The sequence below is a fragment of the Alsobacter metallidurans genome (genome assembly GCF_014636935.1).
In the GTDB taxonomy this organism is placed as follows: Bacteria; Pseudomonadota; Alphaproteobacteria; order Rhizobiales; family Beijerinckiaceae; genus Alsobacter; species Alsobacter metallidurans.
In genome coordinates this window covers 1011393-1037781 of record NZ_BMES01000001.1, presented here as the reverse complement: position 1 = coordinate 1037781, position 26389 = coordinate 1011393, and the positions used below count along the sequence as shown (strand labels likewise).

Here is a 26389-nt window from a genome sequence, read left to right as displayed (position 1 = left end):
AAAAAAATGTTATTTAGCAACACGAAAGAGATTGTGGCTACTGCGTAGTTAATATTGATTTTGGATAATCCAAAAGACACCGAATTATTATTCCGAGTACAGTCCCACTGGGCGTCCCACCACTGTAACAAGCAGTTTGCCCTCGCCGAGAAGCCGCTTGGCGACACGGGCCGTGTCCTCGAGCGTGACGGCCTGCACGAGGCCGTTGCGCCGGTCCATGTAGTCGACCCCGAGATCATCGAGCTGGATGCGGACGAGCTGGCCGGCGATCTTGGTCGACGTATCGAAGTTCAGCGCATAGGAGCCGATCAGGTACTTCTTGGCCTTGTCGAGTTCATCCGCGGTGGGCCCATGCTCGGCCATGCCGAGGATCTCGCTCTCGATCAGCGCAATGGATTCGGCCGTGCGCTCGTTCTTGGTCGAGGTGCCGCCCATGAACATCGCGGCGTGCTGCAGCGGCGCCAGGTGCGAGTAAACCGAATAAGCGAGGCCGCGCTTTTCACGGACTTCGCGGAACAGGCGCGCCGAGAAGACGCCGCCGCCCAGGATGTGGTTGACCACGAGCCCGGGAATCCAGTCCGGATCGCGGCGCGCCAAGCCGGGGCCGCCGAAGCGCACGGAGGATTGCGGGATGTCGAGGTCGATGACCTTGCGGGTCCCGATCGCGGCCGGCTTAACGTCGGCGACAGGCGCGCGCTCGGCCTTGGCCGGGAGGTCGCCGAAGATGCTGTCGAGCGCGGCCGAGAGCGTCGCGGCGTCGATGGCTCCGACCACGCCGATCCGGATGGCGTCGCGGGCGATCACGCGGCGGCGGTAGTCCAGGAGGTCGTCCCGGCCGATCGTAGGCAGACTTTCAAGCGAGCCGTGCACGGCGCGGCCATAAGGATGGCCCGGGAACGCGGTCTCGAAAAAGGCCCGGCTCGCCATGCTGTCGGGGTCGTTGATCTCATGCCGAATCCCGGCCTCGATCTGGTGGCGCACACGCTCCATCGGCTCGTCGTCGAAGCGCGGCTCCGCGAGGCAGAGGCGCAGCATGTCGAAGGCCTCGTCCTTGCGCTTGGCGAGCGTGCGCAGGTGGCCGGAGAACACGTCGCGGTCGGTGTGAAAGCGCAGCTCGATGGCGAACTCGTCCAGGCGCTCGTGAAAGGCGGCGGAATCGTAGGGGCCCGCGCCCTCGTCCAGGATGCCGGAGAGGAAGTAGGACACGCCCGGCTTGCCGGCCGGGTCTTGCGAGGATCCGCCCAGCGCGGCGAATTCCAGCGCCACCAGCGGCACCGTATAGTCCTCCACCAGCCAGGCCTCGACGCCGCAGCGGGTGGAGACGCGCTGGATGCGCGAGGCGTGGGAGGCTCTCTCGGGCTGGACGGGCGCGTTCATGGCGATGCTCGATTCTCGACTGCGCAACGCCCGAACCAGCCGGGATCGCGCCACAACAACAGGGTCAGGCGATCGGGACGACGCGGCTCAGGCCGCCTCGTCCTTCACCAGATAGCCGCTGACGCAGCGGCGCGGCGGCAGCCAGCGCGCGGCGGCCTGCCGGACGGCCTCGGCCGTGACCGTCTCGATATCTTGCGGCCAGCGCGCCACGTCCTGCACGCGGCCGCCGGTGGCGAGCGTGGAGCCGTAGATGCGGGCCAGCGACGCCTGGCTGTCCTGGGCGTAGACGGTGTCGGCGATCAGGCGCGTCTTGGCGCGCTCGAGTTCCTTGGCGTCGACCCCGTTGGCCACAAGGTCGGCCACCGTCGCCTCGATCTCGGTCTCGAGGTCCTCGAGCGAGACGCCCGGGCGCGGCACGGCGTAGAGCACCACGCGGGTCCGGTCCACGGCCGTGCCCTGGTACCAGGCGCCCGCCGCGACGGCGACCCGCTTCTCCATCACGAGGCGGCGATGCAGCCTTCCGGTCGCGTGCGCGCCCAGGATCTGCGTCAGCACGTCCAGCGCCTCGGCGTCGCCGGGCTCGGCCGTGGAGTAAGACGGCGCAAGAAAGGCCTGCTGCAGCGAGGGCTGCTCGACCTTGGGGTCCGCCAGGCTGACGCGCCGATAGGCGCGCGTCTCGGGCTCCTGCGGCCGCTGGCGGTTCGGCGCCTGACCGTGCGCGGGCACGCGGCCATAGGTGGTCTCGGCCAAGGCGCGGACCTCGTCCGCCGTCACGTCGCCGGCCACCACCAGGATGGCGTTCTCGGGCGTGTAGAAGCGCTTGTAGAAGTCCAGCGCGTCGGTGCGGTCCAGCTTCTCGATCTCGTGCATCCAGCCGATGATCGGGATGCCGTAGGGGTGGTGCGTGAACAGCGCGGAGGCGACCGACTCGCCGAGCTGCGCGCCCGGGTCGGTCTCGACCCGCATGCGGCGCTCTTCCAGCACCACGTCGCGCTCGGGCGCGACCACGTCGTCGGAGAGCACGAGGTTGCTCATCCGATCGGCCTCGAGCTCCATCATGGCGCCGAGGTGCTCCTTGGCGACGCGCTGGTAATAGGCCGTGTAGTCCAGCGACGTGAAGGCGTTCTCCTGCCCGCCGAGCTCCGCCACGATGTTGGAGAACTCGCCCTGCGGGTGGCTGGCCGTGCCCTTGAACATCAGGTGCTCGAGGAAATGCGCGATGCCGGACTTGCCGATCGGATCATCCGCCGAGCCGTTGCGGTACCAGATCATATGCGTGACCACAGGCGTGCGGTGATCGGGGATCACCACCACTTCGAGGCCGTTGGCGAGCTTGAAATCAGAGACCTGGGGGCCCTCGCCGTGCGCGGGTGCGGAAGAGGCGGCGGGAGCGTCGGCGACTGTCATGATGATCCTCGACCGGAGGGCTCGCGTCGAAGGTCAGGGTGACGCGACGCCCGGCTGTGGCTCCAGATATAGAGAGGGGCCCTGCCTTTCGACAGGGCCCCTCGGGTCGGCTTCAGGCGCTCGCTTATTCGACGGGCTTGGGCTTGCGCCACATTTCGTAGGGACTGCCTTCCTGATTGTCGCTCAGCTTGGGCTCCACCGGAGCCTTCGGCAGCGCCATCGCGCCGCGGGCCGAGGGCGCGCGGTAGCCGACGGGCGGATCCGTCAGGAACTGGCGCTCGGGCTCGACGCCGGCGAGCATCTCGTCCTTCTTGGGGCCGCTCAGCTTTCCGCGGTTCTGCATCTTCTCGGGGCCGGCCCAGAATTCGGCGCGCAGGTCGTCCTTGTAGGGGTTGGCCGGGCCGGTTTGAAGGCCGGCGCCCTCCATGCGGCCGGCCCGCATCTCGTAGACGCTGAGCGGCTTGCCCTCGTTCAGCTTGTAGGTCTGCGTGTCATGCACGGGCACGCGGGCCTCGGCGGCCTTCTTGCGCGCCTTCACGACGTCAGGATCGGTCGGCCAGTTGGCGCCGCGGGCGGCCGACTGCTGCGGCTGGCGCAGCTCGATCTTCGGCGGCACCACCAGCGGGGCGCGCTCGCGATATTCGATCTCGGGCTTCTCGTCGCTCTGCAGACCCAGGAAGCCCATCAGGCTGTTGAGCGTCTCGCTCTGGGCCATGGCGGGCGTGCCGAAGGACAGCGAAGCCGCCATGGCGGCGGCCGCGAGGGCCAGTTTCGTGGAGAGCTTGAACACCATGGAACGCGATCCCTTTCGCCGGCAGCCCTGCAACTCTTGCGAGCTGATGCCCACCTAACGCGGCCAATTCAAGGCGCTGCGCCGAACCTCAGATGCCTGCGCCCGGGTCTGCCCCGGCGGCGTCCTGCCCGGCCGGCCGCGCCTTGCGGCCTTCGACGACGACGGAGTCATACAGAAGGAGGGCCACTCCCGCAACGATAGCCGAATCGGCGACGTTGAACACGTAGGGGAAAAACGGGATCCAGTAGAGCAGAACGAAGTCCGCCACGGCCCCATAGAGCAACCGGTCGATGGCGTTGCCGATCGCGCCGCCGATCAGCAATCCGAGCGCAACCGCCACCAGGGCGGTGCTGGCGCGCTTGAGCCAGATCGCAAGCCCGATGGCGGCGATGATCGAAAGGGCCACCAGCAGATAGCGGCCCCAATCCTCGTGCTGCTGGAACAGCCCGTACGACACGCCGCGGTTCCACACCATCACGAGTTCGACCGGGCCGACCCGCTCAGGCGGCCGTTCGGGCAGCCGGAATACGTTGAGGATCCAGAACTTGGACGCCTGGTCGGCCAGCAGGGCCACGGCGGCGGCAAGACCGCCGAGCCAGGGCAAGCGCGCGGCCATCACGCTGCCGATTGCGCGGCGTGGGCGGCATCCCATTCGCGCAACGCGGCGGCGTCGCGCGGCGTGACGTCGGGGTAGTCGGGATCGGCGCCGATTTCGGTGGAGAACTTCCACGAGCGAGCGCATTTGCGGCCGGGGGCCGGCCGGGAGACGACCGCGACGCCGGGCGCGTCCTCCACCTTGAACGCGCCTTCGGGAGCCTCGCCGTCCATGAGGGCGAGACCCGACGTGATGCAGACCTCCGCCATGTCGACGGTGGCTAGCAGCGCGCGTAGATCGGCGTCGACCACGTAAAGCTCCGGCGCGGCCTCCAGCGAGGAGCCGATGCGCTTCTGGGCGCGCTCGATCTCCAGCGCTCCAGTGACGACGCGGCGCACGCGGCGGATGCGGGCCCACTTCTCGGCGAGCGCATCGTCGCGCCAGGCGGCGGGCGTGTCCGGGAAGAGCTCCAGATGCACGGAACCGCCGGAGGCGGGATTGCGCGCCAGCCAGGCTTCCTCGGCGGTGAACACCAGGATGGGGGCGAGCCAGCCGTTAACGCGGCGGAACACCGCGTCGACCACCGCCAACGCAGCGATGCGGGTCTCGCTCGACGCCGGGTCGCAATACAGCACGTCCTTGCGGACGTCGAAGTAGAAGGCCGACAGGTCGCTCGTCATGAAGCTGCTGAGCAGCGCGATGACGCGCTTGTAGTCGAATTCCGCATAGGCCTCGCGCACCTGCCCGTCGAGCTCGGCGAGCCGATGCAGGATAAAGCGCTCCAGCTCGGGCATCTGCGTCGGCAGCGGCGCGTCCGGATCATAATGCGCGAGCGTGCCCAGCATCCACCGCAGCGTGTTGCGCAGCTTGCGGTAGGTCTCCACGAAGGTCTTCAGGATCTCCTTGCCGATGCGCAGGTCGTCCGAGTAGTCGGCCGCCGCCACCCACAGGCGCAGGATGTCGGCGCCGGCTTCCTTGATGACGTCCTGCGGGGCCGTGACGTTGCCCTGCGACTTCGACATCTTCTGGCCCTTCTCGTCCAGAACGAAGCCGTGCGTCAGCACCACGTCATAGGGCGCGCGGCCGCGGGTGCCGCAGCTCTCCAGCAGCGAGGAATGAAACCAGCCGCGATGCTGGTCGGAGCCTTCCAGGTACATCACGGTGTCCTGGCCGCCGTCGACGACGCGGCGGATGCCCGCAAGACCCGGGAACTGCTCGGGATCCTCCAGCGTGAAGGCGTGCGTGGAGCCGGAGTCGAACCACACGTCGAGCACGTCATAGACGGGCGTCCACGCGGAGGGGTCGTCCACGAGGCCTTCCAGGAAGCGCCGCGGGTCGCCCTCGAACCAGGCGTCCGCGCCCTTTTCGGCGAAGGCGTCCTTGATGCGGGCGGTGAGAGCCTCGCTGGCCGCGAAATCGGGGCCGGGCGCCAGCTCGATGACGTTGCCGCTGTCGTCCTCGCGGGTGAACACCGTGATGGGCACGCCCCAGGCGCGCTGGCGCGAGATGACCCAGTCGGGCCGGTTCTCGATCATGCCGTTGATGCGGTTCTCGCCGGCGGCCGGCACCCAGCGGGTGTGGCTGATCGCCGTGAGAGCGACCTCGCGCAACGTCCTGTTACCCAGCGCCGGCACGCCCTTGTCCATGGCGATGAACCATTGCGGCGTATTGCGAAAGATCAGCGGCGCCTTGGAGCGCCAGGAATGCGGGTAGCTGTGCTGCAGGCGCCCACGCGCCACCAGCGCGCCGACCTCGACGAGCTTCTCGATGACGCGCTTGTTGGCGTCGCCATCCTTCCCCTTGTCGTCCAGCACACGCGCGCCGGCGAACAGCGCCACGCTGGGATAGTAAGCCCCGTCCGGCCCCACAGTGTGCGGCACCTCCTGGGTGCCGGCCGCGGCGAAGACCTGCCGGTTGTTGATGAAGGTGATGTAGTCGTCCGCGCCGTGGCCGGGCGCGGTGTGGACGAAGCCCGTGCCGGCGTCGTCCGTGACGTAGTCGGCCGGCACCATCGGGACGCCGAAATCGTAGAAGCTGTTCGCCTCCGCGACGCCGGCGAGCGGGTGCGAGCAGGTCTCGATAAAGGCGGGGTCAAGTTCGCGGATGCGCTCGTACGCGTCGACCTTGGCGGACTTCATGACGCTGTCGGCGAGCTTGTCGGCCAGCACGTAGAGGTCGCCGACCTTGGCCCAGTTGCCCTCGGGAGCCTCCGTGACCTTGTAGAGGCCGTAGTCCACGGTCTTGGAATACGCGATGGCCCGGTTGGCCGGGATGGTCCAGGGCGTGGTGGTCCAGATCACCACGGAGGCGTCGCTGAGCGACACGTCGGACGTGTCGCGGACCGGGAACTTCACGAAGATCGTGGTTGACTGGTGGTCGTGGTACTCGACCTCCGCCTCGGCGAGCGCGGTGCGCTCCACCACGGACCACATCACCGGCTTGGAGCCGCGATAAAGCTGCCCGGTGGCGGCGAACTTCATGATCTCGTGCGAGATCTGCGCCTCGGCCGGGTAGGCCATGGTAAGGTAGGGGTTCTCCCAGTCGCCCGTGATGCCGAGGCGCTTGAACTCCTCGCGTTGCACGCCGAGCCAATGCTCCGCGAAAGCGCGGCATTCCTTGCGGAACTCGACGACCGGCACCTCGTCCTTGTTCTTGCCCTTGGCGCGGTACTGCTCCTCGATCTTCCACTCGATCGGCAGGCCGTGGCAGTCCCAGCCGGGCACGTAGTTCGAGTCGTAGCCCAGCATCTGCTGCGAGCGGGTGACGAGGTCCTTCAGGATCTTGTTGAGCGCGTGGCCGATGTGGATGTTGCCGTTGGCGTAGGGCGGGCCGTCATGCAGCACGAATTTTGGCCGCCCGGCCGCGCTCTCGCGAAGGAGCCGGTAGAGCTGGTTCTGCTCCCAGCGGTGCAGCAGCTTGGGCTCGGCCTGCGGCAGGCCGGCGCGCATCGGGAAATCCGTCTGCGGCAGAAACAGCGTCTTGGAATAATCGCGCCCGGCGGGCGTGGAGGCGGCGTCGTTCATCGGGATGCAACCGGATTGGGCCGGCCGCGAGGCGGCGGGCGAGAGACGATCGGGCGAAAGAAGCGCGCATGCGCCGAAGTCCCGGACCCTCGCGAAGCAAAACGCCTCACCCGAGGGCCGGGCCGGTAATTCGCAGAACGGGGCAAAGCGCGCGTCGCGCCGCGGCGGTCATGCGGCGGGTTCTAGCAGCGCGCGCGTGGGGAATAAAGGGCTGGCGCGTCAAACGGAGCGCAGCGGTAGCGCCGACGGAGCCGGAACGTCCGGCGCGCGCGCCAGCGCGGCGCGGGCCTCGAGGCTGTCCTTGTCCATGCGGGCGACGAGCGCCTCGGCCGAGTCGAATTTCAGCTCGCCGCGTAGCCAGGCCGCGAACTCCACGTCCACGGTGCGGCCGTAGAGGTCGCCGGACCAGTCGAACACGAAGACCTCCAGCAGCGGCGCGCCGTCGTCGAAGGTCGGGCGGCGGCCGAAGCTCGCGACGCCGTCATGCACTGCCCCGTCGATCGCGATGCGCACCGCGTAGATGCCGTGCCGCAGGGCGCAGCCCGGGGCCATGCGCAAGTTGGCGGTGGGGTAGCCCAGCGTGCGGCCGCGTTTGTCGCCGTGCTGCACGGCGGCGCGCACCACCCAGCGGTAGCCCAACAGCCGCGCGGCCTGCTCGACGCCGCCCTCCGCGAGCGCGCGGCGGATCGCCGTGGACGAGACGGGCCCGCCCTCCAGCGCCATGGGTTCGACGATGTCGACCGCAAGGCCAAGCGCCCTGCCCTGCTCGGCCAGAAAGGCCGGCGTGCCCTGCCGATTGTTGCCGAAGTGGAAGTCGTAGCCCGCCACCACGCCGGAAAGGCCGAGGCGGCGCACGAACAGGTCGGCCAGGAAATCCTGCGCGGTCATCGCCGCCAAGGCGCTGTCGAAGGGCAGCACGATTGCGCCGTCGAGGCCCATGCGGGCCAGCAAGGCGAGCTTCACGGGCTCGGGCGTGAGCGGGAAGATCGGCTCGTCGGGGCGAAAAAAGGCGCGCGGATGCGGGTCGAAGGTGAGCACGCAGGCGGGCCGCCCGAGCCGCGCCGCAAGCGCCTGGGCGCGGCCGATCACCGCCTTGTGGCCGAGATGGACGCCATCGAAATTGCCCACCGCCGCCACCGCGCCGGCGAGCGCGCGCACATCGGGGGCGGCGCCGCGCACCACCGTGAAGGGGCGCTCATGGGAGAGGGTTGATCCGGGAGCGGACACGCGGAGGGGGCCTTTTCAGGAGGCGGAAACAATGGCGAGCGCCCGGCAGGCGCGAACCGCGCGCAAACTGGCGTGCACGGCCGGCCGGGTCAAGCGCCGGCCACGGCCTCACCGGCCGCGGGCTGAGGCCGGGCCGCCGCCGGGGCCATCACCCAGGCCTCGCCTTCCAGAACCGGCTTTCCGTCCACCAGGCAGTGGCAGTCGAGCCGGACGCGGCGGCCTTTCTCGATGATCTCGGCCACCTCCACCACGGCCGCCACCACGTCGCCGATCCTCACCGGCGCGACGAAGCGCAGCGTCTGCGACAGGTAAACCGCGCCCGGGCCGGGCAGCCGTGTGCCGATCACGGCCGAGATAAGGCTGGCGGTGAACATGCCATGCGCGATGCGCTGGCCGAAGCGCGTCGAGGCTGCGTAATCGTCCGACAGATGAACCGGATTTACGTCCCCGGACAGCTCCGCGAAGGTGTTCACGGTGCTCTCCATCACGGTGCGGAGCAGCGTTTCGCGCATGCCGACCTTGAGTTCATCGATCGTGTAAGTGCGCAACGTCATCGGGTTCCTTGTTGTTTCAACCGCTGGTTGGCCCTGTTTGTGTAGGCCACGCTGGCCAACTTAGCCAAAACGTTAGCGAGCGAGCTATTGGACTTTACGCGATTCAACTCAAACCCTTGGCATTAACAGGTTTGAAAGCCGCGCCCGCTAGGGTGTCGGTCGGTAGTGCGGCTGCCACTTGCGATCCAGAAGCTAGACGTCGGTCAAGGACCCACGTTTGAGGGGGACAGTTCATGGGCTTCGAAACTTCGATGCCGATCCTCGTTGTCGATGACTACCAGACGATGATCCGCATCATTCGCAACCTGCTCAAGCAGCTCGGCTTCGAAGACGTGGACGACGCCACGGACGGCGTGCAGGCCATGGCGAAGCTGAAGCAGCGCCGCTACGGGCTCGTGATCTCGGACTGGAACATGGAGCCGATGACCGGCTTCGAGCTCCTGAAGACGGTGCGGGCCGACGACGGCCTGAAGGACACCCCCTTCATCATGGTCACGGCCGAGTCGAAGACCGACAACGTCATCGCGGCCAAGAAGGCGGGCGTGTCGAGCTACATCGTCAAGCCGTTCAACGCCCAGACCCTGAAGGCGAAGATCGACGCCGTTTGCGGCCCCTGAGCGGTCTCGCGTCGCACCCCCGCGACGCCGAAGCCGTGCGCTCGAGACAAGACCCATGACCGACAGCGCCGCCCGCCCATCCCCCGCACACGCCGCAACGCCGGCGCGCGGCGTCCACCATCGGCCGATGCGCCCGCTCGAGGCGCTGGCCGGCGAGGCCGCCGGATCGCGTACGCCGCTCGTGCGCGAGCTCAACGCAGCCGCCGACTACCTTCGCTTTCTTCGCCAGGAGGTGGCGCGCCTGGGCGCGGACGAAATCGCCAAGGACCGCATCCCGGCCACCATCCGCGAACTCGACTGCATCATCGAGGGCACCGAACGGTCGTCGCAGTCCATCATGGGGGCGGCCGAGGAAGTCGTGGCCGCCGCCGGCGCGATGGATTCCGTCGCCTACAAGGCGTTCGTGGGCGAGAAGATGACGGCCATCTTCGTTGCCTGCGCGTTCCAGGACCTGGCCCGCCAGCGGGCCCAGCGCATACGCTCCACCATGCAGACGCTGGAGCGGCGCCTGTCGCGGCTGGCCACCATGGTCCACACGCGCACCACGCCCGACCTGATCGACTATGCGCCCATCGGCGCCGACGGCTTCGAGCCGATCGGCCCCGCCGCGCCGGGCGAAGGCAACGACCAGCAGCGCGTCGACGAGATCTTCGACGACCTGAACGACATCGCCTGGAAGTAGGCGCGTCTATCGGCGCGCCGCGCCGGTGCGCCTTTTTCGCGACGCCGGATACCGCTCGGGCCAAAAATGCTCTAGGACGCGGGCAGTTTTGCAAGTTCCGGGCGCCCCATCATGGCCGACACTGACGACACATCCGCCGCCCGCGTGAAGGCGCGGCTGCCGCGCGGCTTCGCCGACCGCGGCCCGGCCGAGATCGCCGCCACCGAGCGCATGCTCGCGGCCATCCGCGACACGTTCGAGCTCTACGGCTTCGAGGCGGTGGAAACCCCCTTCGTGGAATACACCGAGGCGCTGGGCAAGTTCCTGCCGGACCAGGACCGGCCGAACGAGGGCGTGTTCTCGTTCCAGGACGATGACGACCAGTGGTTGTCGCTGCGCTACGATCTCACGGCGCCCCTCGCCCGCTCGGTCGCCGAGCGCTTCGACAGCCTGCCGAAGCCTTACCGCAGCTACCGCTGCGGCTGGGTGTTCCGCAACGAGAAGCCCGGCCCCGGCCGCTTCCGCCAATTCATGCAGTTCGACGCCGACACGGTGGGCGCGCCCTCGGTGGCGGCGGATGCCGAGGCCGCCATGCTGATGGCCGACACGCTGGAGAAAGTCGGCATTCCGCGCGGCCAGTACGTCGTGAAGGTCAACAACCGAAAGGTGCTGGACGGCGTGCTGGAGGCGATCGGCCTCGCGGGCGACGAGAACGCCGGCAAGCGCCTCATCGTGCTGCGCGCCATCGACAAGCTCGACAAGGTGGGGCCGGAAGGCGTGCGCGACCTGCTGGGCCCGGGGCGCATGGACCCGAGCGGGGACTTCACCAAGGGCGCGGGCCTGAGCGCCGACGCGATTGCGCGCGTGCTGGCCTTCACGGACGCCAAGCGGGACGACGCGGCCGGAACGCTATCGGCTCTCGCCGAAGTCGTCGGCGGCTCGGCTCGCGGCGTCGAGGGCGTCTCCGAGCTGGACCAGATCTCGGTTCTCATCCGGGCCGGCGGCTATGATGACGGCCGCGTCGTCATCGATCCCTCGGTTGTCCGCGGCCTCGAATACTACACCGGCCCGGTCTACGAGGCCGAGCTTACCTTCGAGGTGAAGGACGAGGACGGCAAGCCGGTGCGCTTCGGCTCGGTGGCGGGCGGCGGGCGCTATGACGGGCTCGTGGCGCGCTTTCGTGGCGAGCCGGTCCCGGCGACGGGCTTCTCGATCGGCGTGTCACGGCTCCTGGCGGCGCTGACGGTGCTGGGCAAGATCGAGGACAAGGCCGGGCTCGGGCCCGTGGTCGTGCTGGTGATGGACCGCGACCAGATCGCCCACTACCAGGGTCTCGTCGCGCAGCTGCGGCGCGCGGGCATCCGCTCCGAGCTTTATCTCGGGGGCGCGGGCATGAAGCCGCAAATGAAATACGCCGACCGCCGCGGCAGCAACTGCGTGGTGATCCAGGGCTCCAACGAGCGCGAGAAGGGGGCCGTGCAGGTCAAGGACCTCGTGCTCGGCGCCAAGCTGTCGGGCGCGCCCGACCGGGAGACCTACCTCGCCATGCAGGCCGAGGCGCAGTTCGAGGTTCCGGAGGCCGAGCTGGTCGAGGCCGTCCGCAAGGTGCTGGCCCGCCACGCCGGCTAGGAATCGCGGCGGAGGCCGGGCTCAGCGCCCGGCGCCGTTTTTCAGAAATGAGCGAAGCGACTGGCGCAGGCCGTCGCCGGTTGCGGCCGGGTCCGTCGCGGCCGGCTCCGCCGGGGCAGACTGTTGCGGTTGCGGCGCCGAGCGGGACGCGCCAAGCTCGCGCACCAGAGCGGCGAGCGCCGAATCCGGGGGCGGCATCACGGTCTCGGTTCGGGGCTGGGGCGTCGCGGCCGTGCGCGCCCGGGCGGCGGCCGACACCGGCTCGGGCCGGAATGCCTGCGTGGCAGGCGCCGCCTGCGTGGCAGGCCCTGCCTGAGGCTCGGGCGAGGGCCGGCCTTCAGCCGCCGGCCGCTCGGCCAGCACGTCCGCCCGCACCGGCCGCGGCGCGCCGAAGATGTCGCCGCGCGCCAGAGCGACGCTGAAATCCGCCAAGTCGATCATCACGTCATCGGCGTCCACGCCCTCGACGATCAGCGCCAGGCCATGCCGGGCCATGAGGCCCGCTAGGTCGGCGGGATGGATATCGGTCGGCACGGCGCCGCTCTGCGCCGCCAGCAGCAACTCGGCCGGAACGCTGACGAAGCGGAAGCCACGCTCGAACAAAGGCCGCGCGTCCAGCTTCAGGTCCGACACGCCCGACACCGCGAAGCGGAACCCGAGCTCGCGGATGGCCTCCAACCCCTCCAGTTCCAGCACGCCGAAAGCGCGCACGTCTGCGAGCGGGAACTGGAAGACGATGCGGCCGACGAGTTCGCGCTCCGCCGCCCCGAGCGCCGTGAGGGCCTGGAAAAAGGTCTGGTCCACCAGAGCGCGCGTGGTGAGGCCGCACAGGATCGGGACGTCGCGGCCGCGCCCGAGCAAGTGGCGGGCGATCTTCACCACATTGGCGAGCAGATAGGCGTCGAACTGGGCCGCGAGGCCGCGCTGCTGCGCGACCGCGGCGACGTCGGGCATCTCCACGAACGCGCCGGAGGGCAACCGCACGCGCGCCATGGTCTCGTAGAGCGTCACTCTGCGGTGCGGCGCGGCCATGATGGGCTGAAGAAAAAGATCGAGCCGCTCCTGCGTGATCGCCCTGGCGACGACGTTTCTGTCCTCGCGCGACTGGCCGGGCCTCGGCGCCGGCGGCTCGGCCTGCGGATCGGCTTCGGCGGCGCGCACAGCCTCGGGCGGGGCCTGAAAGGCTGAACGCGCCACGTCGGCGGCTGAAGCGTCGGCGGGCAGGTTGGGGCCGTCCGTCCGCGCGAACAATTCGGCGTCGTGCATCGCGACAGCCTGGGCAAGATCGCGCACGACGGAACCCACCATGTCGAGCTCGTTGGCGACGGCCGTAACGGTCTTGCGGCTGTATTCCACCATGGCGCGATCGAGCACGCCCATGCGCTCCTCGACGGCGGCCAGGCGCTCGCGCGTCGCCGCCAGCTCTTCCAGGACAGCCGCGACCTCGCTGGTGTTGATGGGCGCCGGGGCGGCGCCGCGGCGCGACCAGGCGGCGATCGCCAACAGCGCCACGGCCACGCCCATGCCGGCCAGCGCCGAAACCGGCCAGGACAGGCCTAAGCCGCTCCACAGCGTGAGCGCGCTCGCGACGGCCAGAATAACGACGCCCGCGAAGATGGCGATGGGTTCGAACCTGCTGGTCACGGCGGAACGGATGCCCGGTTGATGCTGCCCCAACGGCCGCCGCGCCTGCGAATCACCGCACGTTGCCCGACAAAACCGCCTTTGGGCCGGAGAGTGTCGCATCCTCCCGCGCCCGAAAAGCTGTTTCCCTTTTTGCGCCCGTGCTTTCCCGGCCTTTTTCACGTAGCGGCCGCCCTTAGGGGTAGGCCGGGCGGGTAGCGTCATGCGGCGATCCCGGCGCGGGGTTCTTGGCGCTGGGTGCTTGGCGCAGGACAAGCGCGCGCCTATGTGAAGCCGGAATGGCGGACGCCCCGTGCGCGGCGCCACGTCTGGAGGCGAGCATGAGCGAAGCACTGAACACCACGCCCGACGTCGTCCTCGCGGTGAAAGGGATGACCTGCGGCGGCTGCGCCAACGCGGTGACCCGCGTCGTGAAGCGGCTCGACCCCGGCGCCGAAGTCTCGGTCGACCTCGACAACGCCCGCGTCAACGCCCGCACCAGCGCCGACCCGCACGGACTGGCCGAGGCCATCACCAAGGCCGGCTACGAGGCCGTGCCGCTGGCGTAAGGGCGCGATCGCTCGCGCCGCTTTGACGGGAAAGCGGTTTAGCCGCCCCACCCTCCCGTCGTTGCGAGCGACAGCGAAGCAATCCAGTCAAATGGCCCGGCGCTAGGCTGGATTGCTTCGCCTCCGGCTCGCAATGACGGCGAGGCGCTCTCCACAGCCTCCCAGCACCCGACACATCCCCGCCTTCTCGCATCTTCTGCCAAAAAGCTGCGGCGGACGGCCGCAGTTTCGCAGGGGCCACGCATGGGGGCGGCTTTCGCGCGGGCTGGCGCCCTGCTAGGCTTTTCGGACACGATCAGCGCCGTCGCCGACCGACCGGAGGCCCTTTATGTCCCTTGCTCACGATCACCTGTCCGGCCGCGACGTCGCCCCGAACGACCTCGACGCGTTCTGGCTGCCGTTCACGGCCAACCGCTCCTTCAAGCAGAACCCGCGCATGATCGCGGGAGCGAAGGACATGCACTACATCACCCCCGAGGGCCGCAAGATCCTGGACGGCGTCGCGGGGCTGTGGTGCTGCAACGCCGGGCATGGCCGCCAGCCGATCGTGGAGGCCATCCAGAAGCAGGCGGCGGAGCTCGACTTCGCGCCGACCTTCCAGTTCGGCCACCCCAAAGCCTTCCAGCTCGCCTCGCGCATCGCCGCGCTGGCGCCTGCCGACCTCGACCACGTGTTCTTCGCCAATTCGGGCTCGGAAGCGGTCGACACCGCGCTCAAGATCGCGCTCGCCTACTGGAACGTGAAGGGGCAGGGCTCGCGCACCCGCCTGATCGGCCGCGAGCGCGGCTACCACGGCGTCGGATTCGGCGGCATCTCGGTGGGCGGCATCGTCAACAACCGCAAGTTCTTTGGCTCGCTGCTGGCCGGCGTCGACCACCTGCCGCACACCTACAACCGCCAGGAACAGGCCTTCACCAAGGGCGAGCCCGAATGGGGCGCGCACCTGGCGGACGACCTCGAGCGCATCGTCACCCTTCATGACGCGTCCACCATCGCGGCCGTGATCGTGGAGCCGATGGCGGGCTCCACCGGCGTGCTGCCGCCGCCCAAGGGCTACCTGAAGCGCCTGCGCGAGATCTGCGACAAGCACGGCATCCTGCTGATCTTCGACGAGGTGATCTCGGGCTTCGGGCGCCTGGGCTGCGCCTTCGCGGCCGAGCGCTACGGCGTCGTGCCGGACATGATCACCTTCGCGAAGGCGGTGAACTCGGGCACGGTGCCGATGGGCGGCGTGATCGCCCGCAAGGGCATCTACGACGCCTTCATGAATGGGCCCGACAACGCCATCGAACTCTTCCACGGCTACACCTATTCGGGCCACCCGCTGGCGGCCGCCGCCGGCCTCGCCACGCTCGACCTTTATCGCGACGAGAACCTGTTCGAACGCTCCAAGGCGATGGAGCCGAAGTGGATCGACGCGATCATGACCCTGAAGGGCCTGCCCAACGTGCTCGACATCCGGGCCGTGGGCATGGTCGGCGCCATCGATCTCGCGTCGCGCCCGGACGCGGTCGGCAAGCGCGCCTTCGAGGCCATGGACCGGGCGTTCCGGGACCATGACCTCATGATCCGCATCACCGGCGAGACCATCGCGGTGACGCCACCGCTGATCATCACCGAGGAGCAGATCGGCGAACTCGTCGACAAGCTCGGGAAGGTGATCCGCGCGGTCGCATAAGCGCGGCCGCTCGCCCTACCAGGCGAGCTTGTCGATCGCGGCGGTGGGCTTCACGGTCGCGGTCGCCATCAGGCGGGCGAGGCCCTCCTCGTGGAGCGGGCGGTCCGCGATGCCGAGCTCGTGCGTATGAATGCCGCGCGCCACGAACAGCGAGTCGCAGCCGAGCTGGTTCGCGCCCGCGATGTCGGTGCGCAGCGCGTCGCCGATGGCCAGGATGCGGCTCTCGGGCGTTCGCTCACGCCGGATGGACGCGCCGATGTCGCGCGCAGCCGCATACACGGCCGGGTAGGGCTTGCCGGCGTAGATCGTCTCGCCGCCGATCTCCTCATAGGCCTGCGCCAGCGCGCCCGCGCAGTAGATCAGGTCCTGCCCGCGCTCCACCACGAGGTCCGGGTTGGCGCACACGAAGGGCAGGGCTCGCGCCTTGGCGGCGGCAAGGAGCGCGGCGTAGTCGGCCGGGGTCTCGTGCTCGTCATGGAGCAGCCCGGTGCAGACGATGAGCTCCGCCTCCTCCAGCGGGACCTGCCGGGCCGAGAGGCCGTCGAACAGGGGCGCGTCGCGGTCCGGGCCGAGCCAGTAATAGGCCGTGCCGGCCCGCTCCTCCAGCATCGCCCGGGTGACGTCGCCCGACGTCACCGCGCCGTCCCAGGCCGAGCGCACGACGCCGAGCTGGTCGAGATGCGGAACCACCGCCAGCGCCGGCCGCGGCGCGTTGGAGACCAGCACCACCGTGCCGCCGGCCTGCCGGAAGCGCGTGAGCGCATCGCCCGCGCCCGGATGGGCCTTCAGGCCGTCGTGCAGCACGCCCCAGATGTCGCACAGGATGAGGTCGTAGCGGCCGATCCAGCCCTCGACGCCGGACAGGATCTCGGGCAGCGCTGTGGTCGTCGTCATGGGTCACCGCTGGCGCGGCGAGGCCGCTGTTGGGGAACGGGAAGGAGCCCCGCCGCTACCGGCGCTGCGGGCGCGTGTCAAGGCGGCGGCGCCGCGCGGCCGCGGCGGCTCTACGGAGCGTTCACCCTCCACGGCAAAGAAGGTCGCGCCCCGCGTCCTCGCCTGCTATGGGATCGACGCCGCAGGACGCGAGGCAGGACAAGGGACATGGACCGCACGCCACAGGATCTGGCCGACGCGCTGGTCGCGAGCTTCGGCGATTCCGGCTACGGCCGGGTCGAGCCGCCCGTGCTGCAGCCCGCCGACGTGTTCCTGGACCTCTCGGGCGAGGACATCCGCGCCCGCATGTTCGTCACCACGGACGCGGCCGGCCGCGAATGGGCGCTGCGGCCCGAATACACCATCCCGGTGGCGCGCGCCTATCTGGCCTCGCCCGGCGCGGCCGAGCCGGCGGCGCTCTCCTATGGCGGCCCGGTGTTCCGGCTGCGCGCCGGCGAGAGCGGCGAGTTCTGGCAGGCCGGCATCGAATCCTACGGTCGCGACGACGCCGAGGCGGCGGACGCGGAGGTTCTCGCCATCGCGTTCGACGCCGTGAACGCGATGGGCCTGCGCCGCCCCGAGATCCGGCTCGGCGACGTCGGCCTGTTTACCGCTCTGCTGGATGCGCTTGCGCTGCCGCCCGCCCGCGCCCGCCAGCTGCGCCGGGCCTACGCGCAAGGCCAGCTCGCCGCCGCGCTGGGCGAGGACCTCACGGCCGCGCACGCGGTGGGCGGCGAACATGCCGGCCTGCTGCGCGCCGTGCAGGGGCAGGACCCCAAGGCGGCCCGCGCCTTTGTGGAGGACGTGCTCAACATCGCGGGCATCTCGACCGTGGGCGGCCGCACCGCCGCCGAAATCGCCGAGCGCTTCCTGGCCCGCGCCGAAGCCGAGGCCGACGCCGGCGTTTCGCCCGAGGCGGTCGCGGTGCTGCGGCGCTTCGCCGCCATCGCGGGCGATCCGGACGCCGCCTCGTCGCAACTGCGCGCGCTGGCGGCCGAGGCCCGGCTCGATCTCGGCGCCGTGCTCGACAGCTTCGACGCCCGCACGGGCTTCATCGCGGCGCGCGGCGTGGACGTGGCGCAGATCGCCTTTTCTGCCGCCTTCGGCCGCAACCTCGACTACTACACCGGCGTGGTGTTCGAGATCCGCGACGGCGGTGAGGCAGACGCCCGGCCGATCGTCGGCGGCGGCCGCTACGACCGCCTGATCCAGACGCTCGGCGCCTCCCACCCCATCCCGGCCGTGGGCTGCTCCATCTGGCTCGACCGGCTCGCAGGAGCGCTGGCATGACGTTCGACACCGCCGACGCCCCGCTGATCCTGGCCGTTCCGTCCAAGGGCCGCCTGCAGGAAAACGCCTTCGCGTTCTTCAAGCGCGCCGGCCTGCCGCTGTCGCAGGGTCGTGGCGCGCGCGACTATCGCGGCGTGATCGCGGGCGTGCCGGACGTGGAGGTGCTGTTCCTTTCCGCCTCCGAGATCGCCCGCGAGCTGTCGCAGGGCGGCGCGCATCTCGGCATCACGGGCGAGGACCTGATCCGCGAAAGCCTGCCGGACGCGGACCAGAAGCTCGAACTCCTGACGCCGCTCGGCTTCGGCCACGCCAATGTGGTGGTGGCGGTGCCGCAGGCCTGGATCGACGTGCGCCGCATGGCGGATCTCGAGGACGTCGCCTCGGTGTTTCGCACCCGGCACGGCCGCAAGATGCGGGTCGCCACCAAATACGTGAACCTGACGCGCGCGTTCTTCGCCCAGCACGGCGTCGCCGACTACCGCATCGTCGAGAGCCTCGGCGCCACCGAGGGCGCGCCGGCCTCAGGCGCGGCGGAGCTCATCGTCGACATCACCACAACGGGCGCGACGCTGGCCGCCAACGCCCTGAAGGTGATCGACGATGGCGTGATGCTGAAAAGCGAAGCCAATCTGGCGGCCTCCACGCAGGCCCCCTGGGGCGAGCGCGCCCGCCGGGCCGCCCGCTCCATCCTGGCCCGCATCGCCGCCGAGGAAGAAGCCCGCACCACCCGCGAGGTCACCGCCACCCTGCCCCGCGCCGCGCTGGGCGCGGACGCGCTGGCGCCGTTCTCGGCCCGCCTCATCCAGCGCGACGAAGCCGCCGGGGTGGTGACGCTGCAATGCCCGGCGGGGCAGATCTTTCCCCTCTCGGAAGCGCTCGTGGCGCTGGGCGCCACCCGCGTGGCGGTGCGGCAGAACTACTACGTGTTCTCGGCCTCCAACCCGCTGATCGAGAAGCTGGAACGCCGCATCGGCGGCTGAGGGCTTTTGGATGGCGCCACCCTCCCGGTCATTGCGAGCGCGAGCGAAGCAATCCAGCTGACGCGGGCCACCAGGCGCCAAGGCCTTCGCCTAGCGCCTGGATTGCCGCGTCGCTTCGCTCCTCGCAATGACGGCGAGGCGCTGAAACAGCGCAGAAACGCACCCGTCAAACCCACGGCTCGCCATTGCGAGGGCGCCTTTGGGTGACTATGCTCCGCCGCCATTCCACAAGGGATCCACCATCATGCTGCGTCGTTCGTCCTCCATGCGTCTCGTTTGCGCCGCCGCGCTCTTCGCCTCGCTGGGCGCCGGGCAGGCGCTTGCGCAGCAGAAGGGCAGCCGGGCGCCGCAGCAGGGCGAGGTGGTTGTTCCCAAGGCCCAGAAGGTGTTCCCCACCGACGTGCAGTGGACGTTGGCGAGCATGAACGGCAAGTCGTTCACGTCGGGCGAGCGCCCCTCCATCATGCTGGACGGCCAGTTCCGCGCCCGCGGCTTCGGCGGCTGCAACAATTTCTCGGCCACCGCCTACCCGCTCCAGCAGCAGCGCTTCGCGGTGGGGCCGATCGCGTCCACCAAGAAGGCCTGTGAGAAGGGCGTGATGGACCTCGAAAAGGCCTTCCTGGTCGCCTTCCGCACCGCCCAGGTGTGGGACGTGAAGGACGGCTACCTGATCATCCAGAGCCAGCACGGCGAGCTGAAGTTCCAGCGCTCGATCTGAGGGCGTCGCGCGCCGCACCCTTCTCCCCTCGGGAGAAGGTGGCCCGAAGGGCCGGATGAGGGACTAGCGTCCTTCCAGCAAACTCGACCATCGAGGCCACTGACCAGCCGTCAGTCCCTCATCCGTCAGCTTCGCTGACACCTTCTCCCGGGGGGAGAAGAAACGCGCTAACGGCGCTCGCCTCACCTGCCGTTCTTCGAACGAAGCGCCGCAGCCCACCCTCCCCTTGAGGGGGAGGGTCGATGGCCGAAGGCCGGCGGGTTGGGGGGCCGGGGCAAGACTCGGTTTCGCCACCCAGCCAACGCCCGGCGTCACCCCACCCCGCCGCTGCGCGGCGACCCTCCCCCTCAAGGGGAGGGTGGGCATCGCGCCGACATGAACTCCTTAAGCGCTCGCATTCCGCTCGACCTCCTCGGTCGTGAACAGGTCGCCCTTCGAGGCCATTTGCAGATGCCGCTTGTGCATGGCGATCAGGGTCGAGCGGTGGCCGATGGACACGATGGTGGCGCCGGGCAGGCGCTCGGCCAGCATCTTGTAGAGCGCCGCCTCGCCGAGCTCGTCCAGCGCCGATGTGGCCTCGTCCAGGAACAGCCAGTCCGGCTTGGCCAAGAGCGCGCGCGCGATGGCGAGGCGTTGCTGCTCGCCGCCCGAGAGGCGCTGCGGCCAGATGTCTTCCTCGTCCAGCCGATCCACCAGTGCGGGCAGGCGCGCGGCCGTGAGCGCGTCGCGCAGGGCCGCATCGTCATAGGCGCCGCTGAGCTCCGGATAGGTGACGGCGCCGCGCAGCGTGCCCATCGGGATATAGGGGCGCTGCGGCAGCAGCATCACGCTCTGGCCCTCGGGCACGCTGATGCGGCCGTCGCCATAGGGCCAGATGCCCGAGACGGCGCGAAGCAGCGTCGACTTGCCGGAACCTGACGGGCCCGTGACCAGCGTCGACTCGCCCGGCTTCAGCACGAGGTCGTCGATCGTCACGATGGTCTTCCCGTTGGGCAGCGCGAGCTCCAGCGCGTCCACGCGCACGTTGGTCTGCCCGGCCTTCTGCACCAGCTCGACGCGGGGCGGCTTGGTTCCGATGGAACCCGCCGTCTCGATCGCGTCGTTGAAGGTGGTGAGGCGGTCGATGACGGATTTGTACTCCGCCAGGCTGACGTAATAGCTGACGAAGAAGTTCAGCGCGCCTTCCACATTGCCGAAGGCGCCTGCCGTCTGGCTCATCTGGCCGAGCTGGATCTTGCCCGCGAAGTAGAACGGCGCGGCGATCACATAGGGGATCAGCGGGCTGATCTGCCCATAGGACGCCGTGAAGGCGAGCAGGCGTTTGCGGACGCCGACGATCTGCCAAAAATTCGCCAGCACGGAGCCGAAGCGCCCCATCACGATGCCGCGCTCGGCGCGCTCGCCGTCCAGAAGGGCGACCTGCTCCGAATATTCCCGCAGGCGCGCCAGCGAGAAGCGGAAGTCCGCCTCGTAGCGCTGCTGCGTGAAGTTCAGCGGCACCAGGGTGCGGCCGATCAGGTGGGTGATCAGCGTGCCGATGCCCGCATAGAGCAGCGCCACCCAGAACAGGAAGCCCGGGATCACGATCTCGGTGCCCGGGATGGTGAAGTTGGCCGAGATCGTCCACAGGATGATCGAGAACGACACCAGCGAGCTCACGGTCGCGAGCAGGCGGATCGAGAAGCTGTAGGTCGAATCGATGAAGCGATCGATGTCGACCGCGATGCGCTGGTCGGGGTTGTCGGCGCCCACTCCCGCGAGGTTCATGCGGTAGTGGCGGTGGTCGCCCAGCCAGTCGCTGACGAAATGGTCGGTCAGCCAGCGCCGCCAGCGGATGCTGAGGCCGGACTGCACCACGTATTCGACGATCGCGCTGGCGATATAGACGGCCGCCCAGACCAGGAAGACCGTGAACAGCAGCGACCAGAACGCATCGGCGTTCTTCTCCTGGATGGCGTTGAACCAGTCGCGGTTGAAGAAGGACAGCCGCACCGAAATGCCGACCTGCGCCTGGTTGATGACGATCAGGAACGTGATGGCCGCGGCAGCGAGCCGGTTCTCGCGGACCTGCACGGTCCCGAACGGCCAGATGCGGGCCACGCCGACCTCGCGGGTGGCGAAGTAGAGGTCGGCGATGCGCGTGATGGTGCGGATCACGTGCAGGTGCGACGCCCCATACACGATGAGGCCGAAGACGCCGACCGTGATCGGCAGGCTGGTCGGAACCGCGAGGTCGGCCAGGGCCTCGGGCCAGAGCCCGCCGCGCACCAGCAGCACCACCGCGCTGGCGAGCACGTATTCCACCGCGAAGATCGCCACGAAGATGCGCAGGAACACCGAGATCACGGCCGAGCGCCAGGTCGCGCCCGCCAGCAGCAGACCCACCAAGGCAAGGCCCAGCGCCGCAGGATCGCCCCGCACGGCCCCGACCACGCCCGCCGCCAACGCGGCGGCCAGAACCACGAGGGCCAGCGGCTTCAGCTTAGATCCATGCATGGGGCTTGAGTCTCACGGCAAGAAAGGCGCGCGGAGCGCGAACCGGCGGGAAGGCTTAACACGCGGCGCGGTGGAACCGAAGAGGCTGCGGGGTCGCGGAAACTTACGCCGGAATGATTGAGTCCCTCGCCGTCATTGCGAGCCGGAGGCGAAGCAATCCAGCTTAAAAGCCGGACATTAGGCTGGATTGCTTCGCTGGCGCTCGCAATGAGGGGGAGGATGTCTCCCGATGGCGCCAGCGAAGGCTGGACTTGTTGGGCCGTCATCCCCGGCGACCTGCGCAGCAGGTCGGGATGGGGATCCAGCGGCAAGGTCGCTCACTTCTCGATCCCCTTCCCGGCGCTTCGCGCCGCCGGGGATGACGGAGAGCATGTCACGGCCGTTTCGCTGGGCCAGCGCCTGCCACAACGCAAAAAGGGCGGCCTCGCGGCCGCCCTTCACTACTCTGTGGCTCGGAGAACCGAGCGGCGTTGGACTTAGAAGTCCATGCCGCCCATGCCGCCGCCGCCGCCCATGGGCATGGAGGGCTTGTCCTTCGGGATTTCGGCGACCATGGCTTCCGTGGTGATCAGCAGGCCGGCGACCGAAGCCGCGTCCTGGAGAGCCGTGCGGACGACCTTGGCCGGATCGACGATCCCGGCCTCGAGCATGTCGACGTACTTCTCGGTCTGGGCGTTGAAGCCGAAGGTCTCGGACGGGTTCTCGCCGATCTTGCCGACCACGATGGAGCCTTCGACGCCAGCGTTCTCGACGATCTGGCGAAGCGGAGCCTCGAGGGCCTTCATCACGATGTTGATGCCGGCCTGCACGTCGGCGTTATCCGACTTCAGCTTGGAGACGGCGCCCTTGGCGCGCAGCAGCGCGGTGCCGCCGCCGGGGACGATGCCTTCTTCCACCGCAGCGCGGGTGGCGTTCAGGGCGTCGTCGACGCGGTCCTTCTTTTCCTTCACCTCGACCTCGGTCGCGCCGCCGACGCGGATCACCGCGACGCCGCCAGCGAGCTTGGCCAGACGCTCTTGCAGCTTCTCGCGGTCGTAGTCCGAGGTGGTCTCCTCGATCTGCGCCTTGATCTGCGACACGCGCGCCTCGATGTCGGAACGCTCACCGGCGCCGTCGACGATCGTGGTGTTTTCCTTCTCGATGCGGATGCGCTTGGCGCGGCCCAGCATGTTGAGGGTGACGGACTCGAGCTTGATGCCGAGGTCCTCGGCGATCATCTGACCCTGGGTCAGGATCGCGATGTCCTCCAGCATGGCCTTGCGGCGATCGCCGAAGCCCGGAGCCTTCACGGCCGCGACCTTCAGGCCGCCGCGCAGCTTGTTGACCACCAGGGTGGCGAGAGCCTCGCCCTCGATGTCCTCGGCGATGATGACGAGCGGCTTGCCGGTCTGCACCACGGCCTCGAGGATCGGCAGCATCGCCTGGAGCGACGACAGCTTCTTCTCGTGGATGAGGATGTAGGGGTCCTCGAGCTCGGCGACCATCTTCTCCGCATTCGTGATGAAGTACGGGGAGAGGTAGCCGCGGTCGAACTGCATGCCCTCGACGACGTCGAGCTCGGTCTCGGCGGTCTTGGCCTCCTCGACCGTGATCACGCCTTCGTTGCCGACGCGCTGCATGGCCTGGGCGATCATCTCGCCGATGGCGCTGTCGCCATTCGCCGAAATGGTGCCGACCTGCGCGACCTCAGCCGAGGACGCAACCTTGCGGGCGCGGTTCTTGATGTCCTCGAGGGCCGCAGTCACGGCGAGATCGACGCCGCGCTTGAGGTCCATCGGGTTCATGCCGGCCGCGACGGCCTTGGCGCCTTCCTTCACGATCGCCTGGGCGAGAACCGTGGCGGTCGTGGTGCCGTCGCCGGCGATGTCGTTGGTCTTCGAGGCCACTTCGCGCACCATCTGGGCGCCCATGTTCTCGAACTTGTCCTCGAGCTCGATCTCCTTGGCGACGGTGACGCCGTCCTTGGTGATGCGGGGTGCGCCGAAGCTCTTCTCGATGACGACGTTGCGGCCCTTGGGACCGAGCGTCACCTTCACGGCGTTGGCGAGAATGTCCACGCCGCGCAGCATCTTGTCGCGGGCGTCGGAGGAAAAGCGAACGTCTTTGGCAGCCATGACGTCTAGCTCCTATGAATTGAAATCAGGAAAGGCGGGGTAGGTCCGAGATCAGGCGACGACGCCCATGATGTCGGACTCCTTCATGATCAGGAGGTCCTGACCGTCGATCTTGACCTCGGTGCCCGACCACTTGCCGAACAGGACGCGGTCGCCGGCCTTCACGTCGAGAGCGACGAGCTTGCCGCTTTCGTCACGGGCGCCGGGTCCAACGGCCACGATCTCGCCCTCCTGGGGCTTCTCCTTGGCGCTGTCGGGGATGATGATGCCGCCCTTGGTCTTCTCCTCCGACTCGAGGCGGCGGACGACGACGCGGTCGTGCAGGGGACGGAATTGCATGAGTGTCTTCCTCTTCGCGACGCGCACGAAGCGCTGAAGCTGGCAAGAAACGATGGCCTGCTAGCACTCTCACCAAGAGAGTGCCAATCAGGATGACGCGGAGATAAGCGCCCCGGGCGGGACTGTCAAGATTTGTCGCAGCGCGAGCTTCGCGGTTTTGTGCGGGCGGTCGAAATTAAGGGCGACCGGCGGGGCGGCCGCGCCACGATCTGCGGGGGGACCATAGCCCGAAACGCCTCCGGCCGAAACCCCGCGCCGCCGCCGTCAGGCCGCGGCGGGCTTGCGCTTCACCATCAGCACCAGCGACCCGCAGACGATCAGGGCCGCGCCGGCCGTCGCGGAAGCGGTCGGGATCTCGCTGAAGGCGACGTAGCCGATGGCGGTCGCCCAGATGAAGTTGGTGTACTCCACCGCGCCGATCTTGGCGGCGGGCGCCCGCTTGAAGGCCCCGGCGTAGAACAGGTGGCCGACCGCGCCCAGCCCCCCGGCGAGCAGCAGCCACGGCCAGTGCGCCTGCACGAGCGAAAGCGGCTGGCCGAACGCGAGCGACAGCGGCAGCACATACGCCATGGCGATGACGTTCTGCAGCGCCACGATGCCGACGATGGGGTCGCTGCCCGTGCGCGCCCGCAGCATCACCATCGCGAGCGCATAGGTGAACGCCGCCGCCACGGCGGCCAGCACGCCCCAGAGGTCCCGGCCCATGCCGGCGACGCTGATCCCCTTGCCGACCGCGATCACGATCACGCCCGCGAACGACACCGCGATCGCGACCGCGACGGCCGGCGCGACCTTCTCGCCCAGCATCACGCGGCCGAGCAGCGCCATGATCACGGGCGACAGGTAGCTGAACACCACCGCCTCCACGAGCGGCAGGATGGACAGCGAGTAAAAGAACAACCCGGCCGTCACCACCACCACGAGGGTGCGCACCAGATGGGCGCGCAGCATCGCCGCGTTGGGGAGCGCCGGGCGCATCACGAGCGCGATCGGGACCGCCACCAGCGTGCCGAACACATAGCGTCCGGCCACGAGATCGAGCGTCGAGAAGCCGGCCGAGAGCCCCTTCATCACCGCATCCATCACGGTGAGCAGGATCGCGCCCGCCATCGCCATGCCGATCGGCAGCAGCGAGACATCGTGCCGGAGAACGGGCTTCAAAGCCCGCCCGCCGATTCGTCCCGGCCTGCAGGCAGGTCGCGCGCGAAGCCGAGCTCCAGCGTTACGCCGACGTCATGCAGCGCCCGGATGCCGGGCGTCGGCTTGAACCCGTGCTTGCGATAAAACGCATGCCCCCGCGTGAAGCGGCTGTCTGACCACAGCACGATGCGCCGCCCTCCCCGCTCGGCCGCGTACGCGACCGCGTCGGCGAGCAGCCGCGCCGCGAGGCCGCGCCCACGCTCGCTGGCGGCGGCGTAGACCTTCAGGAGCTCGAAGTCGCCCGGGTCAACGGCCGGCGCGATCGCGAGCGAGCCGACCAGCTGCGTCTCGCCGCCGGCGGCCCTGCGCTCTGCGACCCAGAGCACGCCGCCGCGCGCCGCATAGCTCGTCGCCGGGGCGGCGAGCTCCGGGAATTCATCCGACACAAAGGGGCAGTTCTCGTATTCGGCGAACACGGTGCGAATCAGGTCCGCCAGCCGCGGCCCGTCATTGTCGACGGCGGGGCGGATCGAGAGGCTGGCGTCGAGCGGAGCGGTCATGGGGGGGGGCGGCCCGGGCGAACAGGGGCGGCCCTTCTCGCATGCCGCGCCGGCGCCGTGAAGTCG

General features: G+C 69.1%; 22 protein-coding genes. 8 read left to right on the top strand and 14 right to left on the bottom strand.

Annotated elements, in window-relative coordinates:
- Positions 1 to 87 precede the first annotated feature (87 nt).
- The 7 genes from IEV99_RS04505 to IEV99_RS04475 form a co-directional block, all read right to left on the bottom strand.
- A complete protein-coding gene (locus IEV99_RS04505; RefSeq protein ID WP_188516507.1) occupies positions 88 to 1377 on the bottom strand; it encodes a M16 family metallopeptidase in 1290 nt (429 codons plus the stop codon).
- 87 nt (positions 1378 to 1464) lie between these two features.
- Entirely contained in the window at positions 1465 to 2784 is a 1320-nt protein-coding gene (locus tag IEV99_RS04500) for a M16 family metallopeptidase (RefSeq protein WP_188516506.1), read from the bottom strand.
- Between the two features lie 124 nt (positions 2785 to 2908).
- Complete coding sequence (locus IEV99_RS04495) at positions 2909 to 3577, bottom strand: hypothetical protein (RefSeq protein WP_188516505.1); 669 nt, start codon at positions 3575 to 3577, stop codon at positions 2909 to 2911.
- 88 nt (positions 3578 to 3665) lie between these two features.
- A complete protein-coding gene (lspA, locus tag IEV99_RS04490; RefSeq protein ID WP_210318621.1) occupies positions 3666 to 4193 on the bottom strand; it encodes a signal peptidase II in 528 nt (175 codons plus the stop codon).
- Positions 4193 to 7195, bottom strand: coding sequence for an isoleucine--tRNA ligase (ileS, locus tag IEV99_RS04485; RefSeq protein WP_188516503.1), 3003 nt, complete (start codon positions 7193 to 7195; stop codon positions 4193 to 4195). The genes lspA and ileS overlap by 1 nt, the downstream gene beginning before the upstream one ends.
- A gap of 219 nt (positions 7196 to 7414) precedes the next feature.
- Complete coding sequence (locus tag IEV99_RS04480) at positions 7415 to 8422, bottom strand: bifunctional riboflavin kinase/FAD synthetase (RefSeq protein WP_188516502.1); 1008 nt, start codon at positions 8420 to 8422, stop codon at positions 7415 to 7417.
- An 89-nt stretch (positions 8423 to 8511) separates the two neighbouring features.
- Positions 8512 to 8976 (bottom strand): MaoC family dehydratase, encoded by a 465-nt coding sequence (locus IEV99_RS04475; protein WP_188516501.1) that lies wholly within the window; start codon positions 8974 to 8976, stop codon positions 8512 to 8514.
- A 233-nt stretch (positions 8977 to 9209) separates the two neighbouring features.
- Here IEV99_RS04475 and IEV99_RS04470 point away from each other — a divergent pair, with 233 nt between their 5' ends.
- From IEV99_RS04470 to hisS, 3 genes are all read left to right on the top strand, one after another.
- Positions 9210 to 9593, top strand: coding sequence for a response regulator (locus IEV99_RS04470; protein WP_188516500.1), 384 nt, complete (start codon positions 9210 to 9212; stop codon positions 9591 to 9593).
- Between the two features lie 55 nt (positions 9594 to 9648).
- On the top strand, positions 9649 to 10275 hold the full coding sequence (locus tag IEV99_RS04465; protein ID WP_188516499.1) for a hypothetical protein: 627 nt from the start codon (positions 9649 to 9651) through the stop codon (positions 10273 to 10275).
- Positions 10276 to 10386: 111 nt separating this feature from the next.
- Positions 10387 to 11883 carry a histidine--tRNA ligase gene (gene hisS, locus IEV99_RS04460; RefSeq protein ID WP_188516498.1) on the top strand — a complete coding sequence of 499 codons (1497 nt, stop codon included), beginning with the start codon at positions 10387 to 10389 and terminating at the stop codon, positions 11881 to 11883.
- A gap of 21 nt (positions 11884 to 11904) precedes the next feature.
- Here the strand turns inward: hisS and IEV99_RS04455 are convergent, their stop codons facing one another.
- On the bottom strand, positions 11905 to 13527 hold the full coding sequence (locus tag IEV99_RS04455) for an EAL domain-containing protein (RefSeq protein ID WP_188516497.1): 1623 nt from the start codon (positions 13525 to 13527) through the stop codon (positions 11905 to 11907).
- Positions 13528 to 13847: 320 nt separating this feature from the next.
- Here IEV99_RS04455 and IEV99_RS04450 point away from each other — a divergent pair, with 320 nt between their 5' ends.
- Both IEV99_RS04450 and aptA read left to right on the top strand, forming a co-directional pair.
- Complete coding sequence (locus tag IEV99_RS04450) at positions 13848 to 14075, top strand: heavy-metal-associated domain-containing protein (RefSeq protein WP_188516496.1); 228 nt, start codon at positions 13848 to 13850, stop codon at positions 14073 to 14075.
- A gap of 328 nt (positions 14076 to 14403) precedes the next feature.
- Positions 14404 to 15753 (top strand): omega-aminotransferase AptA, encoded by a 1350-nt coding sequence (aptA, locus tag IEV99_RS04445; protein WP_188516495.1) that lies wholly within the window; start codon positions 14404 to 14406, stop codon positions 15751 to 15753.
- A gap of 15 nt (positions 15754 to 15768) precedes the next feature.
- On the opposite strand, the gene IEV99_RS04440 is transcribed toward aptA, so the two are convergent.
- A complete protein-coding gene (locus IEV99_RS04440; RefSeq protein ID WP_188516494.1) occupies positions 15769 to 16647 on the bottom strand; it encodes a TIGR01459 family HAD-type hydrolase in 879 nt (292 codons plus the stop codon).
- A 207-nt stretch (positions 16648 to 16854) separates the two neighbouring features.
- Here IEV99_RS04440 and IEV99_RS04435 point away from each other — a divergent pair, with 207 nt between their 5' ends.
- The 3 genes from IEV99_RS04435 to IEV99_RS04425 all read left to right on the top strand — a co-directional run bounded on the left by IEV99_RS04435 (position 16855) and on the right by IEV99_RS04425 (position 19674).
- Positions 16855 to 17976: an ATP phosphoribosyltransferase regulatory subunit gene (locus IEV99_RS04435; RefSeq protein WP_188516493.1), complete on the top strand. Its 1122-nt coding sequence runs from the start codon at positions 16855 to 16857 to the stop codon at positions 17974 to 17976.
- Entirely contained in the window at positions 17973 to 18956 is a 984-nt protein-coding gene (gene hisG / locus IEV99_RS04430) for an ATP phosphoribosyltransferase (protein WP_188516492.1), read from the top strand. The genes IEV99_RS04435 and hisG overlap by 4 nt, the downstream gene beginning before the upstream one ends.
- A gap of 244 nt (positions 18957 to 19200) precedes the next feature.
- The gene (locus tag IEV99_RS04425) at positions 19201 to 19674 is read left to right on the top strand and encodes an META domain-containing protein (protein WP_188516491.1); all 474 of its coding nucleotides are present in this window, start codon (positions 19201 to 19203) and stop codon (positions 19672 to 19674) included.
- Positions 19675 to 20058: 384 nt separating this feature from the next.
- Here the strand turns inward: IEV99_RS04425 and IEV99_RS04420 are convergent, their stop codons facing one another.
- The 5 genes from IEV99_RS04420 to IEV99_RS04400 form a co-directional block, all read right to left on the bottom strand.
- Positions 20059 to 22170 carry an ABC transporter ATP-binding protein/permease gene (locus IEV99_RS04420; protein WP_188516490.1) on the bottom strand — a complete coding sequence of 704 codons (2112 nt, stop codon included), beginning with the start codon at positions 22168 to 22170 and terminating at the stop codon, positions 20059 to 20061.
- Positions 22171 to 22646: 476 nt separating this feature from the next.
- Positions 22647 to 24284: a chaperonin GroEL gene (groL, locus tag IEV99_RS04415; RefSeq protein WP_188516489.1), complete on the bottom strand. Its 1638-nt coding sequence runs from the start codon at positions 24282 to 24284 to the stop codon at positions 22647 to 22649.
- 51 nt (positions 24285 to 24335) lie between these two features.
- Positions 24336 to 24623, bottom strand: a complete 288-nt coding sequence (groES, locus tag IEV99_RS04410; RefSeq protein ID WP_188516488.1) for a co-chaperone GroES — start codon at positions 24621 to 24623, stop codon at positions 24336 to 24338.
- A 264-nt stretch (positions 24624 to 24887) separates the two neighbouring features.
- Positions 24888 to 25784, bottom strand: coding sequence for a DMT family transporter (locus IEV99_RS04405; protein ID WP_188516487.1), 897 nt, complete (start codon positions 25782 to 25784; stop codon positions 24888 to 24890).
- Entirely contained in the window at positions 25781 to 26323 is a 543-nt protein-coding gene (locus IEV99_RS04400) for a GNAT family N-acetyltransferase (RefSeq protein ID WP_188516486.1), read from the bottom strand. Before IEV99_RS04400 ends, IEV99_RS04405 begins: the two co-directional genes overlap by 4 nt.
- Positions 26324 to 26389 lie beyond the last annotated feature (66 nt).

Bases quoted from the DNA above. Each gene is read 5' to 3' on its own strand.
- IEV99_RS04505 (WP_188516507.1), bottom strand. From the start codon at position 1,377: ATGAACGCGCCCGTCCAGCCCGAGAGAGCCTCCCACGCCTCGCGCATC.
- IEV99_RS04500 (WP_188516506.1), bottom strand. From the start codon at position 2,784: ATGACAGTCGCCGACGCTCCCGCCGCCTCTTCCGCACCCGCGCACGGC.
- IEV99_RS04495 (WP_188516505.1), bottom strand. From the start codon at position 3,577: ATGGTGTTCAAGCTCTCCACGAAACTGGCCCTCGCGGCCGCCGCCATG.
- lspA (WP_210318621.1), bottom strand. From the start codon at position 4,193: ATGGCCGCGCGCTTGCCCTGGCTCGGCGGTCTTGCCGCCGCCGTGGCC.
- ileS (WP_188516503.1), bottom strand. From the start codon at position 7,195: ATGAACGACGCCGCCTCCACGCCCGCCGGGCGCGATTATTCCAAGACG.
- IEV99_RS04475 (WP_188516501.1), bottom strand. From the start codon at position 8,976: ATGACGTTGCGCACTTACACGATCGATGAACTCAAGGTCGGCATGCGC.
- IEV99_RS04470 (WP_188516500.1), top strand. From the start codon at position 9,210: ATGGGCTTCGAAACTTCGATGCCGATCCTCGTTGTCGATGACTACCAG.
- IEV99_RS04465 (WP_188516499.1), top strand. From the start codon at position 9,649: ATGACCGACAGCGCCGCCCGCCCATCCCCCGCACACGCCGCAACGCCG.
- hisS (WP_188516498.1), top strand. From the start codon at position 10,387: ATGGCCGACACTGACGACACATCCGCCGCCCGCGTGAAGGCGCGGCTG.
- IEV99_RS04450 (WP_188516496.1), top strand. From the start codon at position 13,848: ATGAGCGAAGCACTGAACACCACGCCCGACGTCGTCCTCGCGGTGAAA.
- aptA (WP_188516495.1), top strand. From the start codon at position 14,404: ATGTCCCTTGCTCACGATCACCTGTCCGGCCGCGACGTCGCCCCGAAC.
- IEV99_RS04440 (WP_188516494.1), bottom strand. From the start codon at position 16,647: ATGACGACGACCACAGCGCTGCCCGAGATCCTGTCCGGCGTCGAGGGC.
- IEV99_RS04435 (WP_188516493.1), top strand. From the start codon at position 16,855: ATGGACCGCACGCCACAGGATCTGGCCGACGCGCTGGTCGCGAGCTTC.
- hisG (WP_188516492.1), top strand. From the start codon at position 17,973: ATGACGTTCGACACCGCCGACGCCCCGCTGATCCTGGCCGTTCCGTCC.
- IEV99_RS04425 (WP_188516491.1), top strand. From the start codon at position 19,201: ATGCTGCGTCGTTCGTCCTCCATGCGTCTCGTTTGCGCCGCCGCGCTC.
- IEV99_RS04420 (WP_188516490.1), bottom strand. From the start codon at position 22,170: ATGCATGGATCTAAGCTGAAGCCGCTGGCCCTCGTGGTTCTGGCCGCC.
- groL (WP_188516489.1), bottom strand. From the start codon at position 24,284: ATGGCTGCCAAAGACGTTCGCTTTTCCTCCGACGCCCGCGACAAGATG.
- groES (WP_188516488.1), bottom strand. From the start codon at position 24,623: ATGCAATTCCGTCCCCTGCACGACCGCGTCGTCGTCCGCCGCCTCGAG.
- IEV99_RS04400 (WP_188516486.1), bottom strand. From the start codon at position 26,323: ATGACCGCTCCGCTCGACGCCAGCCTCTCGATCCGCCCCGCCGTCGAC.